Annotated in this window: 13 protein-coding genes; 10 read left to right on the forward strand and 3 right to left on the reverse strand. The window is 43.4% G+C overall.

The features are described from left to right. Window positions 1-44: 44 nt before the first annotated feature. Both ACVBJC_RS02585 and ACVBJC_RS02590 read left to right on the forward strand, forming a co-directional pair. Window positions 45-1628, forward strand: a complete 1584-nt coding sequence (locus ACVBJC_RS02585) for an isocitrate lyase (RefSeq protein WP_447159189.1) — start codon at window positions 45-47, stop codon at window positions 1626-1628. A gap of 519 nt (window positions 1629-2147) precedes the next feature. After that, a complete protein-coding gene (locus tag ACVBJC_RS02590) occupies window positions 2148-2729 on the forward strand; it encodes a prepilin-type N-terminal cleavage/methylation domain-containing protein (RefSeq protein ID WP_447159188.1) in 582 nt (193 codons plus the stop codon). Between the two features lie 81 nt (window positions 2730-2810). Here the strand turns inward: ACVBJC_RS02590 and ACVBJC_RS02595 are convergent, their stop codons facing one another. Both ACVBJC_RS02595 and ACVBJC_RS02600 read right to left on the reverse strand, forming a co-directional pair. Next, the gene (locus ACVBJC_RS02595) at window positions 2811-4880 is read right to left on the reverse strand and encodes a prolyl oligopeptidase family serine peptidase (RefSeq protein WP_447159361.1); all 2070 of its coding nucleotides are present in this window, start codon (window positions 4878-4880) and stop codon (window positions 2811-2813) included. A gap of 295 nt (window positions 4881-5175) precedes the next feature. Beyond that, complete coding sequence (locus ACVBJC_RS02600; protein ID WP_447159187.1) at window positions 5176-6696, reverse strand: fumarate hydratase; 1521 nt, start codon at window positions 6694-6696, stop codon at window positions 5176-5178. Window positions 6697-6877: 181 nt separating this feature from the next. Between ACVBJC_RS02600 and pabB the strand changes: the two genes are divergently transcribed. Both pabB and ACVBJC_RS02610 read left to right on the forward strand, forming a co-directional pair. Then, on the forward strand, window positions 6878-8467 hold the full coding sequence (gene pabB / locus ACVBJC_RS02605; protein ID WP_447159186.1) for an aminodeoxychorismate synthase component I: 1590 nt from the start codon (window positions 6878-6880) through the stop codon (window positions 8465-8467). 49 nt (window positions 8468-8516) lie between these two features. Beyond that, the gene (locus ACVBJC_RS02610) at window positions 8517-9098 is read left to right on the forward strand and encodes a CoA pyrophosphatase (RefSeq protein ID WP_447159185.1); all 582 of its coding nucleotides are present in this window, start codon (window positions 8517-8519) and stop codon (window positions 9096-9098) included. A 192-nt stretch (window positions 9099-9290) separates the two neighbouring features. Here the strand turns inward: ACVBJC_RS02610 and ACVBJC_RS02615 are convergent, their stop codons facing one another. After that, window positions 9291-9626, reverse strand: coding sequence for a hypothetical protein (locus ACVBJC_RS02615; RefSeq protein WP_447159184.1), 336 nt, complete (start codon window positions 9624-9626; stop codon window positions 9291-9293). A gap of 151 nt (window positions 9627-9777) precedes the next feature. Between ACVBJC_RS02615 and asnS the strand changes: the two genes are divergently transcribed. The 6 genes from asnS (at window position 9778) to ACVBJC_RS02645 (ending at window position 17759) form a co-directional block, all read left to right on the forward strand. After that, a complete protein-coding gene (gene asnS / locus ACVBJC_RS02620) occupies window positions 9778-11178 on the forward strand; it encodes an asparagine--tRNA ligase (RefSeq protein WP_447159183.1) in 1401 nt (466 codons plus the stop codon). A 603-nt stretch (window positions 11179-11781) separates the two neighbouring features. Then, the gene (hyaA, locus tag ACVBJC_RS02625; protein ID WP_447159182.1) at window positions 11782-12918 is read left to right on the forward strand and encodes a nickel-dependent hydrogenase small subunit; all 1137 of its coding nucleotides are present in this window, start codon (window positions 11782-11784) and stop codon (window positions 12916-12918) included. A gap of 2 nt (window positions 12919-12920) precedes the next feature. Beyond that, window positions 12921-14624: a nickel-dependent hydrogenase large subunit gene (gene hyaB, locus ACVBJC_RS02630; protein ID WP_447159181.1), complete on the forward strand. Its 1704-nt coding sequence runs from the start codon at window positions 12921-12923 to the stop codon at window positions 14622-14624. Window positions 14625-14638: 14 nt separating this feature from the next. Continuing rightward, a complete protein-coding gene (gene cybH / locus ACVBJC_RS02635) occupies window positions 14639-15307 on the forward strand; it encodes a Ni/Fe-hydrogenase, b-type cytochrome subunit (protein WP_447159180.1) in 669 nt (222 codons plus the stop codon). Window positions 15308-15316: 9 nt separating this feature from the next. Beyond that, window positions 15317-15874, forward strand: coding sequence for a HyaD/HybD family hydrogenase maturation endopeptidase (locus tag ACVBJC_RS02640; RefSeq protein WP_447159179.1), 558 nt, complete (start codon window positions 15317-15319; stop codon window positions 15872-15874). Then, on the forward strand, window positions 15861-17759 hold the full coding sequence (locus ACVBJC_RS02645) for a Kae1-like domain-containing protein (protein ID WP_447159178.1): 1899 nt from the start codon (window positions 15861-15863) through the stop codon (window positions 17757-17759). Before ACVBJC_RS02640 ends, ACVBJC_RS02645 begins: the two co-directional genes overlap by 14 nt. The last annotated feature ends 120 nt before the right edge of the window (window positions 17760-17879 follow it).

Here is a 17879-nt window from a genome sequence, read left to right on the forward strand (position 1 = left end):
ACGTAATCAATCGCCGCTAATCATATTGTTAAAGGAATAGACACATGACAAATTACAGATCAAACATCGATGAAGCTGCTACCTTGATTAATGCTGAAGGTAGTACTTGGAACGCAATTAACCCTGAGTCTGTAGCCCGTATGCGTCTACAAAATCGTTTTCAAACTGGTTTAGATATTGCGAAGTACACAGCAAAAATAATGCGTGAAGACATGGAAAACTACGACAAGGACTCATCGCAGTACACTCAGTCGTTAGGTTGTTGGCACGGATTTATTGCTCAGCAGAAAATGATTTCTATTAAAAAACATCTACTGACGACAAAGCGTCGTTACCTTTACCTTTCTGGCTGGATGGTTGCAGCGCTTCGCAGCGAGTTTGGTCCATTGCCAGATCAGTCTATGCACGAAAAGACCTCTGTCGCTGCGTTAATTAAAGAGCTATACACTTTCCTTCGTCAAGCCGACGCTCGTGAACTAGGTGGCCTATTTCGTCAACTAGACGCCGCTAACGCAAGTGATAAAGCAGCAATTCAAGCTAAAATTGATAACTTTGAAACTCACGTTGTGCCGATCATCGCCGATATTGATGCAGGTTTTGGTAACGAAGAAGCCACTTACCTGATGGCTAAGCAGATGATTGAGGCGGGTGCCTGCTGTATTCAATTAGAAAACCAAGTATCAGACGTGAAGCAATGTGGCCACCAAGACGGCAAGGTAACCGTGCCTCATGTTGAATTTCTCGCTAAAATTAATGCCGTTCGTTACGCATTCCTTGAACTAGGTATCGATGATGGCGTGATCGTTGCTCGTACCGACTCTTTAGGTGCAGGTCTTACCCAGAAGATTGCCGTCACAAGTGAGGCTGGAGATTTAGGTGATAAGTACAACTCTTTCCTAGAAGTTGAAGCGGTTAATCCAGCTAATCTCGCCAACGGTGACGTTGTATTCCAGCAAAACGGTAAGCTTGTTAAGCCTGCACGTCTTCCTAACGGATTATTTAAATTCCGTGCAGGGACAGGTGAAGAGCGCTGTGTACTTGATTGTATTACCTCGCTACAAAATGGTGCCGATCTGCTATGGATTGAAACTGAGAAGCCTCATGTAGCTCAAATCGGTGCAATGGTTAATAAGATCCGCGAGACGGTGCCGAATGCAAAACTTGTTTATAACAACTCACCTTCGTTTAACTGGACGCTAAACTTCCGTCAGCAGGTATTCGATAGCATGAACGATGCAGGACAAGACGTATCAGCTTATGACCGTGACAAGCTAATGAGCGTTGATTACGACAATACTGAGCTTGCGGTACAAGCCGACGAGAAAATTCGTACCTTCCAGTCAGATGCTGCTCGCGAAGCGGGTATTTTCCATCACTTGATTACGCTACCGACTTACCATACTGCAGCGCTTTCAACTGACAACTTAGCCAAAGAGTACTTTGGTGACCAAGGAATGCTAGGTTATGTGGCGAACGTACAGCGTAAGGAGATCCGTCAAGGTATCGCCTGTGTTAGACACCAAAACATGGCTGGCTCTGATATGGGTGATGATCACAAAGAGTACTTCTCTGGCGACCAGGCACTGAAAGCATCGGGTAAAGATAACACCATGAACCAATTTAGCTAAGCTGTCATTATGGCAATCAGTTTTTGAAGTGGACTAGATTGCTAATATGAGCTAATTATGAAAGGCCTGCTGATAGCAGGCCTTTTTATTTTGACGCGATCCTAATCAAGGTTTTTGCTGTTATCAGGCACAACATCAGTAGTTTAATCAAAAATATAGAACCTTAATATCTTGTTATTTGATTAGTAATAGTTAAATATATGTGATAAATCTATTTGCCAATCAATTTATTTCACTCCTATTTATACTCAAGAATACGCTAGCAACATTCAGCACATACGGCGGCAAAAGAAAAACTAAAACACAGCTTGAACATATGTACAGCAACGGCATCCAGAACTGTGATGGCAACTCTTGTTAGCAGCTGACTCACATGCCTATCCACTCCAGTATTGCCAACTGAAAACGTGATCACATTAACACTTCAACGAACTTGTATCACAATGTATCACTTGTAACTTGTTAGCCGCAGGTTTGATCGTTAACCTTGCGCGCTTTACATATATTGAGCTTTAAAAGATGCTTCAGACACGAAAATCCTGCCTTCCAGCAAAAGATTCTGGCTTTACCTTAATAGAGTTGGTGGTCGTCATCGTTATTATGGGGATTATCAGCGTTGTTGCTACCAGCAAATTTATCGATTTTAGCCGTGATGCTCAAGTTACACAGCTACAAGGTATTGCCGCAGAACTCAGTGCCCTAAATCAATTGGTTTACAGTAAAAGCACTATAGATAACATTGAACGACTTAAAGGCTGTAGTTACCAGTGTGGAGGCAATGAAAACTGGGACGTATTGGTGGGTGAATACTTTGTCGATGTTTCTGGGACTCGGCTATATGTCAGTTTAGGTTATCCATTAGCACCCTTATCCTCTAGCGACATCGTCAACCAAAACTATCGTATCGCTTTTGGCTTACCCGCATCAGAGTTTGTTTTCACCAGTGTACCGAGACACATATCGGCAACAGCTATTGTTCCAATAAAGTGGCAAGAAAAGCTCAGTGATATAACAGCTGGGAAGTTTGAATGCCATGTTGAATATAGCTCGCCAACCCTAATACGTGACTATAGCGTTCGAGTATATGATAAAGACTGCTAGAAACCGCTCTTAAGTTATTCTTTCAAACAAAAAGCCAGAATTAAATTCTGGCTTTTTGTTTATCAAAAATCCGCTAGAGGCTTACTTATTCTCTGTCCAGCGGTCCATCCAACCCAATACGTTGGCGTACCATTGCTCAAGGTTGTCAGGATTCAAAATCCAGTGGTTTTCATCAGGGTAAATTAATAGTTCTGATGGAATACCATTGCGCTGCATATAAGTGAAAGCAGCAAGACCTTGACCATACGGTACGCGGAAATCTTTTTCACCGTGGATCACTAGCATTGGCGTCTTCCAGTTCTCGACATAGTTAACTGGGTTAAATTTCTCATACAGCTCTTTGTTCTTGTCATAAGTACCGCCAAACTCGAACTCAGGGAACCATAGCTCTTCGGTAACATAATACATAGAACGCATATCAAACAAACCAGCGTGGTTGACTAGACACTTAAAGCCGTCATTCCAGTTACCTTGGATCCAGTTCATCATGTAACCGCCATAAGAACCACCTAGCGCACAAGCGTTATCAGCATCTAACCATTTTTGCTGCTTAGTGACAGCTGCTAGGCCTTTTTGCAGATCTTCAAGCGGCTTGCCGCCCCAATCCTGAGTAATTGAATCGGTAAACGCTTGACCGTACCCCGTAGAACCATGGAAATCGATCATCACTACGCCATAACCAGCACCAGCCCATAACTGTGCATTCCAGCGACTGCTGAACGAGTTACCGAATGACCCTTGTGGACCACCGTGGACTAGGAAAGCGATAGGATATTTTTCACCCGCCTTGTAGTTTGAAGGCTTAATCCAGTAACCGTAAACCTCTTCGTTATTCCAGCCTTTAAAGCTAAATTGCTGGTATTCACCAAATTTAATCTCAGCGAGTTTGTCTTTATTGACATCTGTTAAACGATTAAGGTTTTGACCATCAAGGTTAATCGTATAAAGATCGCCTGGCTCTACGAGTGATTTATGACTAAAGATAATCTTGTCGTTATTCACGCCCACAATGCTGTTACTACCTTCATTGTAGATAGTTTTAACATCACCAAATTGGGTGTTCACTTCAAAGATTGATACCTGACCAAGATCTTGTGCGGTAACGTATAACGTCTTGTTGTCTTTACCAAATGCCAAAGAGCTTGGGCTACGATCCCAAAGTGGTGCAACTTCTTTTTCTTGGCCTGTTACCGTGTCGCGCAGCATGATGCGGTAACGGTCAGCTTCAAAACCCGGTTTTGTCATGGCGAAATACGCTAAATAACGACCATCAGCAGAATACGTAGGGTGTGCATCCCATGCCTTATTCGCTTCAGTTAGGTTCTTAGCCTCACCACCAGCAACGCTCACTTGCCATAAATCGTAGTTAGTGATCCAAGCTTGATCTTTACCTGGTGCCTTTGCACTGTAAACCACGTGCTTACCATCAGGTGTAAATGTAACCTCTTCCATACCAGAGAACGGCTTCGGCGGTGTTTCAGTATCGAGGCCGGCTGTCACATCTACAGCTGTTGACACTTTCTCACCATTTACATTCTCACCATTTAACTGGGCCACAAACAGGTGGCTTCTTGAATGATCGCTCCACGTATCCCAGTGACGCACCATAAGCTGCTTATATTCACGCCCAGTAGTGTCACGCTCCGCTTCTGCTGTGAACTTATCTTTAGAACAAGCAAGATCCTTACACTCAGGGAACACACGCATGTTTACAACAGCTTGCTGACCATCTTGCGATAATTTAAAGCCTTCAACATCGAGAGGAAAATCAGTTACCTGAACGGCTTCACCACCATCGAGTGCTAATTTATAGATCTGACTTGAACCATCACGTGCCGCTAAAAAGTAAATGCTGTTGTCATTTGGACCAAATGTAACGCTATGCTCGGTACCCGCTGCACTGGTTAACTGTTTTACTTGAGCAGTGGTAGAGCTTAAATCTTGCAGATAAAGGTCAGTCGTCGCCTTACCTTCTGCATCAATATTTTTCACGGCATAAACAATTTTAGTGCCGTCATTTGACAGTGCCGCCGAATGCAGCTTATTCATTTTAACTAAATCTTGAACGGTAAAAGGCGTAGGTGATGCGGCTTGTGCGCTAAAAACCATGCCTGCAGACGCAAGCGCCATTATGATTGCAGTTTTTTTCATCATTATAATCTTATTTTTATAGTTAAAAGATGTAAGTGTTCAATTTGTGATTGATTTTGCCGACTAAAACTAGGCAGCATGTTTTGCTAGATGTCCGACACATTAGCCAAAATAAATGGCTTAAGCAATACGCCTAAGCCATTATTATTAAGGGGATATAAAAAAATACACTCGCATTATCACCACTAGAATAACCCGTCAGAAACTATTAACCTGACTCAATTCGCTAGGTGGTTAACGCAACTTATGTCCTCTAGTTTGTCATCACGGACGAATGTTGAGTGTTAACTCAACATTAGCCTTCTAACTTGACCTTCCAGATAGCAGGCCCAGTTTCATGTGCATTTACGCCTTCAGAGTCAACAGCTACCGTTACAGGCATATCTTTAACGTCAAACTCATAAATCGCTTCCATACCTAAGTCTTCAAACGCCACAACACGCGCTTTCTTAATCGCCTTAGAAACAAGGTAAGCAGCGCCGCCTACAGCCATTAAGTAACATGATTTATGTTGTTTAATCGATTCAACGGTTGCAGGACCACGTTCAGCTTTACCAATCATGCCCATTAGGCCCGTTTTATCAAGCATCAGGTCAGTAAACTTATCCATACGTGTTGCAGTAGTTGGGCCAGCTGGACCCACAACTTCATCGCCAACAGGATCAACAGGGCCAACGTAATAAATAAACTTGCCTTTAAAATCGACGCCTTCTGGCAGACCTTCGCCGCTTTCAATTAAGCTTTGAATTCGTTTATGTGCCGCATCTCGACCGGTCAACATCTTACCGTTAAGCAATAAAGTATCACCGCTCTGCCACTGCTCCATTTCAGCTTGAGTGACAGTGTTTAAATCAACACGGCGTACACTCTCGCCCACTTCCCAGGTAATTTCAGGCCAATCAGCTAGTGACGGGGGAGTCAATTCAGCAGGACCTGTGCCATCTAAGTGGAAATGAACATGACGAGTTGCAGCGCAGTTTGGGATCATCACTACAGGTTTTGATGCCGCATGAGTTGGCGCAGATTTAATCTTAATATCGAGTACCGTCGTCACACCGCCAAGCCCTTGCGCGCCAATACCTAACTTGTTTGAGCGTTCAAAAATCTCTAAACGAAGTTTTTCATCTGTTGTTTCGGCGCCGCGCGCCTGTAGTTCATGAATATCAACAGGATCCATTAATGACTCTTTTGCCATAACCGCGGCTTTTTCTGCTGTACCACCGATACCGATACCCAGCATACCTGGTGGACACCAACCCGCTCCCATTGTTGGAAGGGTTTTCTCTACCCAAGCGGCAATATCATCAGACGGATTTAGCATCGCCATTTTGGACTTATTTTCAGAGCCACCGCCTTTGGCTGCAATGGCCACATCAACATGGTTACCAGGCACCATTTCAACGTGTACAACTGACGGTGTATTGTCTTTAGTGTTCTTACGGCCACCAGCAGGATCGGCAACAATTGATGCACGCAGCGGGTTATCAGGATTGGTATACGCGCGGCGTACGCCCTCATCAACCATTTCTTGAACAGTTAAGTCCGTTTTATCCCATTGCACACCCATACCGATTTTGACAAAACATGTCACAATACCGGTATCTTGGCAAAGCGGACGTTTACCTTCTGCAGACATACGAGAATTGATAAGAATTTGGGCGATTGCATCTTTAGCCGCTGCACTTTGCTCACGTTCGTAAGCATCGTTCATCGCATCGATAAAATCTTTTGGGTGATAATAAGAGATATATTGTAGGGCATCAGCAACGCTTTCAATGAGATCGGCTTGCTTGATTACAGGGACTTCTTTGCTCACAGACACTTCCTTTTTTATCAGACACTTATTTAATCGGCTGAAATCACATCAGCTTTTGTGATGTATGAATGACTCCAGTCACCATTAACGCTCACGTGTTTTGTTTTTATTACTTGTGTAAGCAATATGATACTCTTTCGCGACTTTGAGTTAAACATCACATTTTAGATAGGGTTAATAGATGAACACATTGGCGCAAAATGCAGTTTTTTCTAAGCGTCTTGATTGGAATTTAAGCACTACTGAATTATTTGAGTATTTTTCAGATTTACCTTGGGCTATTTTACTCGACTCCGCGAATGCCAATCACATTGATGCTAAATTCGATGTGATCTGCGCCGAGCCTGTAGCCACCATAGTAAACCATGGTCAATCAACTACTATTACTCGCTCAACGAACAGACAGCCGCTGTTTGCGTTTGATAAGCACCACGTAAGTGATGATACAAACCAGATAGCAATAAATCAGACAGTAATCAATGTAATGCAATCTGTATCGAGTCACGATCCTTTTGTGCTATTAAATGATTTATTAACAGAATACTATCCTACGCAAAAACGCAGTCCCTTCATCTTTAGTGGCGGGCTGATGGGCAGTTTTAGTTACGATCTTGCTCGGTGCATTGAAAACCTACCCGACATTGCGAAAAACGATATTTCGCTACCAGAAATGAATCTAGGGTGTTACGACTGGGCGCTGATTTTTGACTATAAAACCCAAAACTGGCAACTGGTTCATTATCAATCGCAACACGCTTTAGAAGCACTTGAACTGAGATTAAATCAGCTAATTGCAACCGGTTCATTAAATAAAGCCATTCAAAAGCATACAGGTCGTATACTTAAAGACCAGCAAGATAGCCCTATCATTAATGAGCCTTTTAAACTTAACGGCCAATGGTGTAATCAGCTTTCTGAACAGGCATATAAACAGAAATTCGCTCAGGTGCAGGCCTATCTACTTAGTGGCGATTGTTATCAAATTAACCTAACTCAACGTTTTAGTGCCTTGTATACGGGTAATGAATGGCAGGCTTATAAAGCATTGCGCGAGAGTAATAGTGCTCCCTTTTCAGCGTTTATTCGTTTAGAGAGCCACGCACTACTTTCCATCTCTCCAGAGCGTTTTATTCAGCACAAACAGGGTGAGGTTCAAACCAAGCCGATTAAAGGTACCTTGCCAAGAAGTGCTGATCCTCGCCGTGATAATGAGCTTGCCGCTCAACTACAGGCTTCAGAAAAAGATCGGGCTGAGAATGTAATGATTGTCGATCTGCTTCGTAATGACATTGGTAAAGTAGCAACCCCTGGCAGTGTTGCTGTACCTCACTTATTTGAGGTTGAAAGCTTTCCTGCAGTTCATCACCTTGTTAGCACCGTTACCGCGAGACTTAAACCCGAACTCAATCCTACCGATCTATTAAGGGCCTGTTTTCCTGGTGGTTCGATAACAGGCGCCCCAAAAATTAGAGCGATGTCTATTATTGAAGAGCTTGAACCCTCTAGGAGAAGTCTCTATTGTGGTTCTATAGGCTATATAAGCCAAGACGGTACTATGGATACCAGCATCACTATCCGCACTTTAGTTGCGCAAAGGGACAATGCCACGGCTCTGACTCCTCATAACGGGACTTATAACAGTGTTCAGGGAATAATGCATTGCTGGGCTGGAGGCGGTATCGTCGCTGATTCAGAGGTCGATGCTGAGTATCAGGAGAGTTTTGATAAAATCAGCCGTATATTGCCCGTTCTTGCTAACTTAAACCGTTAATAAGTCGGATATTAACACTCCGTTAAGGAGTCATCGTAAAGGACAAATTATGGATCTGGTGGAGTTTAGGCTCAGGTACACTCTTAATACTTTACCAGATCTTGATTTAATAGAGTTAGATCACGACCTTCGTCAAGCCGCGGTACTAATCGCCTTGTATGAAGTCAATAATCGACTCGAGCTTATATTGACCCGTAGACCCACACACCTTCGCGCCCACCCAGGGCAGATTAGTTTTCCTGGCGGCAAAGTTGAGCAATCAGATGCAAGCTATCAAGCAACGGCATTACGAGAGGCAGAAGAGGAGATTGGTTTACTCAGCAACAATGTGGAGGTGATTGGTGCTCTCCCGCCCCATAAAACCTTTACGGGTTTTGAGATCACCCCCTTTGTCGGCATCGTTAAACAAACATTTACGCCTATTATTGATCCCGGGGAGGTTGATGAGTATTTCACTGTGCCGCTGACTTTTTTAATGCAGGCTTATAACCGCCATACACAAAGGTTTAGCCGTAAGGGTATTCTCTACCCTGTTCACTTTATTCCCTATAAGCAGCATTTTATTTGGGGAGCGACTGCTGCGATGATCGACCTCCTTTGTCGGCAACTTAGCACCAGAGCGGAACGTTAATTTTTATACAGAGGCTGCATCTATGCTTCAAAACCTAAAGCTTGCTACATTTATCTAGACTTCTCTAAGCTTCTCGACATGATAAACATTCTAAATCTTAAGCTCTTTATACCTAAAGCTTGCTAACATCTATAGCGCATTAAATCTAAATAGAACATAGCGACAACAGTTTAAAATGAAAGCCGTAACCTTCTACACGACAAAGCGAATGTATAAACCCGCCGCTAACGAGCACAAAAATAACAAAGGGATGTTTACCCACCAGCTAATATGGCTCTGACGTGAAATATACAAGTTAAACCCCATATTGATAAAACTCACTGCCGCACAGACCCAAATAATATGCTCAAGGAGCACCGTTTGTGTCGGGTCCCATTCAAATCGTACGGATGCACCATGACTTTGATAGTATCCAATTGCCGTATCAGGCCGAGCCTTATCAAAAATCATTAGTGCATAAATCGCCAATGACCAGCCGATAATCGATAGCGCCGACAGGATAAACTGAAACAATTTTGTTCTATTCATGCTTACTATCCTTAGTTTTTGTCATGATTGTCGTCAGAATAACAATTTAGGTACGAAGATACCCTACTTTCCACTTGAGAAAAGCGTTTATACAGGTAATATAAACCTCCAAATTATTTACAAAAACGTTTCGTTGGAGAACTAAGCAACAATGAGCATTACATCTGTCGCTTCTGTGTTTAAAGGTGACTTTGCGATCGGTTCGCAAATCACAGTGCGTGGTTGGGTAAGATCCCGCCGCGATTCTAAAGCTGGGATCTCATTTCTAGCTGTTTATGACGGTTCATGTTTCGACCCTATCCAGGGTGTTGTGCCGAATAATCTAGAAAATTACACCAACGAAGTGTTAAAGCTTACTGCTGGTTGCTCTGTCGTGATGACAGGTGAAGTTGTTGAGTCTCCAGGTAAAGGTCAAGCGTTTGAAATGCAAGTGACCAACATTGAGGTTGCTGGCTGGGTTGAAGATCCAGACACATACCCAATGGCTGCTAAGCGCCACTCAATTGAGCATTTACGTGAGCTTGCACACCTACGTCCGCGCACTAACATTATTGGTGCAGTTGCACGAGTACGTAACTGCTTATCACAAGCTATCCACCGCTTTTATAACGAGCAAGGCTATATCTGGGTATCAACGCCACTAATCACAGCTTCTGATACCGAAGGTGCTGGTGAGATGTTCCGTGTTTCTACTCTAGATCTTGAAAACCTACCTCGTAACGATAAAGGCACAGTTGATTACGGCGAAGATTTCTTTGGTAAAGAGTCGTTCCTAACGGTATCGGGTCAGCTTAATGCTGAAACTTACGCGTGTGCACTATCAAAGGTTTATACCTTTGGTCCTACATTCCGTGCTGAGAACTCAAATACTAGCCGTCACTTAGCTGAATTTTGGATGGTTGAACCTGAAGTGGCTTTCGCCAATCTAGATGACGCCGCTAAGCTTGCTGAAGATATGCTTAAGTATTGCTTTAAAGCCGTTCTTGAAGAGCGCCGTGATGATCTTGAGTTCTTCGCTCAACGTGTTGAGAAAACAGCTATTGAGCGCTTAGAAGCATTTGTAAGCAGCGACTTTGCTCAAATCGATTACACTGATGCGATCGAAATTCTTAAAGCGTGCGACAAAGACTTTGAGTATAACGTTGAATGGGGTATCGACTTACATTCAGAGCACGAACGCTACCTTGCTGAAGAGCACTTCAAAGCGCCTGTTGTTGTTAAAAACTACCCGAAAGACATTAAAGCCTTCTACATGCGTTTAAATGACGACGGTAAAACAGTTGCTGCAATGGACGTATTAGCACCTGGCATTGGTGAAATCATCGGTGGTGCACAGCGTGAAGAACGTTTAGATGTACTTGATGCACGCCTTGCTGAAATGGAACTTAGCCAAGAAGACTACTGGTGGTATCGCGACCTACGTCGTTATGGCACAGTACCTCATGCTGGATTCGGCCTAGGTTTCGAGCGTTTGGTCTCTTATGTTACTGGTGTTTCTAACATCCGTGACGTGATCCCATTCCCACGCTCTCCAAAGTCTGCAAACTTCTAAGCTAACTGCTTAGAAAAAATAGCGCAGATTTACGCTTAAAAAAAAGCCTCTCATTTGAGAGGCTTTTTTACGATGTAAATACCTGTTTATTTTTCATTCATTACTGTCAACTAAAATACCGCGGATACCCGATAAAACAAATCAAAGCCAACTAAAATATAGCCCACCGAAATAAAGTCGACTGAATCAAAGACCACTGGAATAAACTCTACTAGCGCACAGCCAACTAAAACATGTTCTACTAATAAATCGTCGACTTACACTGACACTTTACAGCCCTCAAATGCAACAACTCGTTGACAAACCTCCAGCAAAAACAAGCTCCCACAGATGAATCAATCACTTAAAATCAGCCAGATTGTTAATATCTTGTCAGATATTGCATCAAGAATAAGTGCGACATAGATCACACGCCATGGCGTTACGGGTCATTTTGTCCCTATTAGTTATATTTTAATGATCTAGCTCAAGTGAGCCAAAACTGGTCTGTGTAGTATGGCTCAAAGGTCGGCAAAGTTTGACGCACATCAACAATAACTCGCTTTTTGTGGCCTAAACTGGTTTTCGTTGAACACATTCCTTATAAATTAAAAAGGTTTAACCATGGAAACACATGAAGCCCTTTATCAACAAGGTTTGGCGCGAATAGAGCAACTTCGTAAGCTAGAGCCTCGAAATGGTGAAACGCTACAGCAAAAAATGGAACAAAACGGCATCACTCGCCGTGACTTCATGAAATGGAGTGCAGCTGTAACAGCAATGCTCGCCCTGCCACTGCCTTTTAGTACCTTAGTAGCAGAAGCGGCAGAACTGGCAGATAGAGTGCCGCTCATTTGGTTACATATGGCTGAGTGTACTGGCTGTTCTGAATCTCTTATTCGAACCGATACCCCTAATTTAGATACATTAATCTTCGATTACGTTTCTCTTGAATACCACGAAACATTAATGGCTGCAGCTGGTTGGCAAGCAGAAGAGAATCTTGAGCATGCACTTGAGGCCTATAAAGGTAACTACTTGCTGGCGGTTGAAGGTGCGATACCGACGGCAAATAATGGCGCTTATTTAACGGTTGGTTGTAAAGGCCACACTGGGATGCACATTGTTAAAGAAGCAGCAGAAGGCGCTGCCGCCATTATCTCTGTCGGCACCTGCGCAGCTTTTGGAGGCGTTCAAGCCGCAGCCCCTAATCCTACTGGGGCAAAAGGCGTTTATGAAGTGGTTGATAGAACCGTCATCAACTTAGGTGGTTGTCCACCAAGTGAAAAGAACATTGTCGGTACACTGATGTACTTCATTATGTTTGGCAAGCTGCCTGCACTTGATATGTTCAATCGTCCTAAGTGGGCATACGGCGCTCGAGTACATGATAACTGTGAACGTCGAGGTCGATTTGATGCTGGTGAGTTTGTTGAGGAGTTTGGCGATCAAGGCGCTAAAGATGGCTACTGCTTATATAAGGTTGGCTGCAAAGGCCCATACACCTACAACAACTGTCCGACAGAAAGATTTAATCACCATACGAGCTGGCCAGTGCTTGCAGGTCACGGCTGTATTGGTTGCTCTGAGCCCAACTTTTGGGACGAAATGGCTGACTTTGAACAACCCTTGGGAAGGCAAGAATTGCATAGCCTTGATGCCACTGCAGACACTGTAGGTGCGGTCATTTTAGGTGCAACTGTTGTCGGAATTGGCGCACATGCTGTAGCCAGTATTTTTGCCAAACCTGAAGAGGAATAATCATGAGCAAACGTGTAGTCATAGATCCAATCACTCGTATTGAAGGACACTTACGAGTCGAAGTCGAAGTCGACGAAAACAATGTTATTACCAAAGCGTGGTCATCATCTACATTATGGCGTGGTATTGAGGTGATCCTCAAAGGCCGCACGCCTATGGACGTCGGCTTAATCGTACAGAGAATTTGTGGTGTATGTACCTATTCACATTATCGCTGTGGTACTGAAGCCGTTGAAAATGCACTAGGCGTGCAGATCCCGCTAAATGCAAAGTATCTTCGTAGCTTAATGCAAACATCACTGTACATGCACGACCATATTGTCCATTTCTATCACCTTCATGGTTTAGATTGGGTCGATGTTGTCTCAGCACTGAGCGCAGACCCAGCATTGGCAGCTCAAGAAGCGTTAAAGTATACCGAGAATCCTATCGCAGCGGGCGAAGGTGATCTCAGAGCCGTACAAGAGCGCGTTGCAGGCCTTGTTGAAACAGGAAAGCTTGGGCCTTTTGCAAATGCATATTGGGGCAACGGTACCTATAGGTTTACACCAGAGCAGAATCTAATCGCCCTATCTCACTACCTTAAAGCGCTAGAAGTTCAACGTGTTGCCGCTGAGATGCTGGCCATATTTGGCGGGAAATCACCTCACCCACAATCTGTTGTCGTCGGTGGCGTCACCTCTGTACGTGACATGCTGAGCCCAGCTCGTTTACAAGAGTGGAAGCAGAAGCATGAGTTCGTTAATGATTTCATCATTCGTGCATACAAGGCGGACATTGTTATGGCCGCTGCGGCCTTTGGTACTGAACCTAGTGTGCTAGGTGGCGTTAATATAACAAACTTCCTCGCGACTGATGACTTCTTACTAGGTGACGGTCAATACCTGTTTAATCAGGGCGTTATCATGAACGGCGATCTTGCTAACGTGAGCGACTTAGACCCTCAGCAAATAGAAGAAGATGTTACCCATGCTTGGTACAAAGCCGATGCGCCTCAGCACCCATACGATGGGACTACAATTCCTGACTATACCGGCTTTGTTGAAAGAGAAACTGTCTATGGCAAATTGCCGACAATTGATGGCGATGGTAAATACTCCTGGGTTAAGTCTCCACGATATAACGGCGAGCCAGTTGAAGTCGGACCGTTAGCCTGTTTATTAGTGAGTTATGCTCGAGGTAATCCCGTTGTCGTCGATGCAGTAAATGATTTACTAGAAACAACGGGCTTGCCTGTTGAAGCGTTATTCACAACGCTCGGCCGCACCGCAGCACGTATGTTGCAAACGGTAATCGTTGCACAAGAAGGCCTTAAAACCTTCGATGCCATGTTAACCAATATGCAGTCAGATGAAACGACTTACGTGAAACCGGAGATCGATTCAAGCAAAGAGTACGTGGGTCATGCCATGATCGAAGCGCCGCGAGGAATGCTCAGTCACTGGATCCGAATTAAAGATGGCAAAGTTGAAAACTATCAAGCGGTAGTACCAACGACTTGGAATGCAGGTCCCATTGATGCCGAAGGAAAAATGGGACCGTATGAAGCCTCGCTTATTGGCTTACAGCTTGAAGATCCAACCAAACCTTTAGAGGTTATCCGCATAATTCACTCATTTGATCCTTGTATGGCGTGCGCAGTGCATGTCATGGACTACAAAGGGCAAAACCTCGGTGAATTTAAAATTGATCCCAACGGATTCTAATCAAGGGGGATAACATGGCAACTCAATCTGCGCTCTACCAAAGGGAACTGATTTTTGGTGCTGCGATAAGAATATTCCACTGGCTAAGAGCCTTAGCCATTTTTGTACTCATTGTCACTGGTTTTTATATTTCCTGGCCATTTTTAGTCGCGCCAGAAAGTTCTGACATATTAGTGCAAGGGTATATTCGTGCTGCTCACCAGATCTTTGGCTTTTTGTTAGTCGCGATAACAATAGTGCGCGCTTACCTGTTCTTTTTTGGTAAGAGTGATATCGAGCGTCGTTCGTTTAAAGATGTCATGAGTGTAAAAAGCTGGATCACTCAGCTTAAGTCTTACCTTTGGATGGGACATTTAGACAAAGCTGGGGTTTATGGTCCGCTGCAGTTCGTGACTTACTTTGCAATATCAGTGGTTGCATTGCTGATCAGCATTACAGGCCTAGTCTTATATGCCAATGTATATCACGAAGGTCTAGGTGGTTTACTTGCGCCAATGGCTAATTGGTTAACGGCTTTGATGGGTGGATTAGCACCAGTACGAATTTGGCACCACTACCTTACCTGGGTATTTATCATCTTTGTGGTAATACACGTGTATATGGCAGTTTGGTCAGGCATTCGATTTAAGCATAACTCTGTCGACTCTATTGTCTCAGGTTACGATTACCATAAGAAAAAATAAAAGGAAAACATGAAGATATTGCTACTTGGTATTGGCAATGTCCTGTACGCCGATGAGGGCATCGGCGTACATTTCGTCAATTATATCCAAGAAAACTATCGTTTCCACCACCCCGTAGATCAACTCGACTTACTCGATGGTGGAACACTTGCCCAAGGACTCATTCCAACACTGTGTAAATATGACTATCTCATCGTCGTTGATACAGTAAACGCGAACGGTGTTGCCCCAGGAGAAGTCTATTTTTTCGACTTTGATAAAGCACCGCCTGAAATTGATTGGCAAGGCAGTGCCCATGAAGTTGAAATGCTACAAACCCTGATCATGATGGATATGGTTGGCGACAGACCAAAAACCTTTGTGTTAGGTGTAACACCCACAGTACTTGAACCTATGACTCTTGGATTGACGGCACAGATCCAGGCTGCGGTGCCTTTGATGGAACAAACCTTAATGCGTCATATGGACTCTCTAGGATTCACTCACCAACGCATTGCACACATTGATATCAACAGCCTTATTCCCGATTCCTACAAACGTGGCTTAACTTCAGATGAAGAATATTAGATTTGAGTTTAATTGTACCCGAGAAGTGCCCTTTTATGGGCACCTCTGTAATCAATACCTACAAAATGATCAATATGATGTAACCATAGGAAAACACGATAATCTTTACTATATTGAGGCGCAAGGTAAGCAGGCACAACTTGAACAACTAGCCGATGCCATCGCTCAAGACTTCTTGATTTCAGCGTGGCTTGTAAAGCCTCAAATCATTGTAATTGACAGCCCTGTTGGCACTAAAAAACTCCTTCCAGCGGCAAAACTTGAACTTGAGTATTGTCAGCATTGCCAACCTCAGTTTGGCGATAACCAAGCTGCACACTTTGGAAACATTGGATTTAATTGCCCCTGTTGTCAGGCTCACACCCGGATCTCTCCTGTCCAGCAAGCAGTTTCTTTAAGTGATGCTAAAGCCTTAGTGAAAAAACTTGATATGCTAGGTGCAATAGCACTGCCCCACGCTAGCATGGGCGATTATATTAACAATAATGTTGGCGATAACATTAGCAAGAGTATTGGCGCTAGTATTATCGAAAGTATTGGTGCAGGCCCTATTATTAGTTTTAATCCTATCGCAAATGCGCCGTTAGACACTCGCCAACAATTGGTGATCTGCAACCCAAATAATCTACATGCACATTTTTGTGTTAACGATAGCCAAATACTTGCACTCTCAAGTATCGAAAAACCATTGATTAAAGCGCGACCTATCCACAACCACCCTCGACTAAACCAACCCTTATATGAAATCAGTTTTGCAAACTCACGCTTATTGTTGGTTATCTGCGAAATTCTTAGACAACAAGGTGTCGATTACCTTTATATCGCTAACAGCACTCATCCCAAGATTGCCATGGTTGAAGCAAAATGGTCGCTTATTCAAACACCAGCATCAAACCACGCACAAATTTTTGATGCAGTGCGTCAACCTTTACATGATGATGCCGTGGCTGGTCATTACAAAGCTCTTTGGCGTGATAAACAGATTGAAATCAGCTCTAATCACCCCAGCATTAATCTAACCAACATTAATGAATGCGAAACAAATAAAGACAATGCAATTACAGCGGTAAGTAGTGCTGCTAGTTGTGCACTTCATAGCGCGACCATCTCTGAGAAAAAACCTAAGTGCGTGGCTGCTTTGTTTTTTAGTCAAACAAGTACGAGTCAAATAGTTTCTTTAGATGGCAAACAACAGCTTGAATTATTTTTTGAATTTCCAAGCATGCCTGACAACGGCTACGACATAGTGCATCAGCTTGAGTTATCACCGCAAAAGCCCTTATTGGATAAATTCAAAACGAAGTACCCTGATGATTACTTGAAACTGTTATCGTTAAAACTTACCAAGCCTACCAACAATATTGAGTCTTTATGGGCCATTGCTGCCGTTTTTCTTGGCGCAGCAAGTCAAATACAAGCAACTCAGCCAAGTCACAGTGCGCCATTAAGCAAAACGGCTCTTTTAACTAAAACAGCACTTTGTGACTTTGTCGTTGCTCGCGCTATGTGCCACAAGGGAGCAAATGCGCCTAGAATTGATTTTCCTCTAACCAGAGGCGAAGCATTTAGGAGTTTAAACTGGTGCAAGACACTGGGCACGATTATCAGCTTTAGGCTCGCTGAAGCGGATAATATCGATAAACTCGCTTTTGGTATGCACGATTCTTTTGCTGATTATATTTGTAATTGGATTGAGCACTTAGATCAAAATATCAGCATTAAGTCAGTGGTGATCGCAGGCAGTAGTTTTGCCAATGAAGTTTTGGCCGAAAGGGTCGCTCTACGACTGGGTAAAAACTTTAATCTCAATACTAATACGCTAATGGATCTTGATGGACTAAACCTTGCTGCTGGTGCTTTGTACCTTAAACAGCGTAGACACTAAGTACACATATCATGACTGCAAAACAAGACTGAATAATAGCACTGGCTAACATGGATAATATTAGCCATTTATAATAAGTACTTATAGTGACGACTCATAAACAGTACTCATAAAAATACC

The sequence above is a fragment of the Shewanella sp. 0m-6 genome (assembly GCF_052977325.1).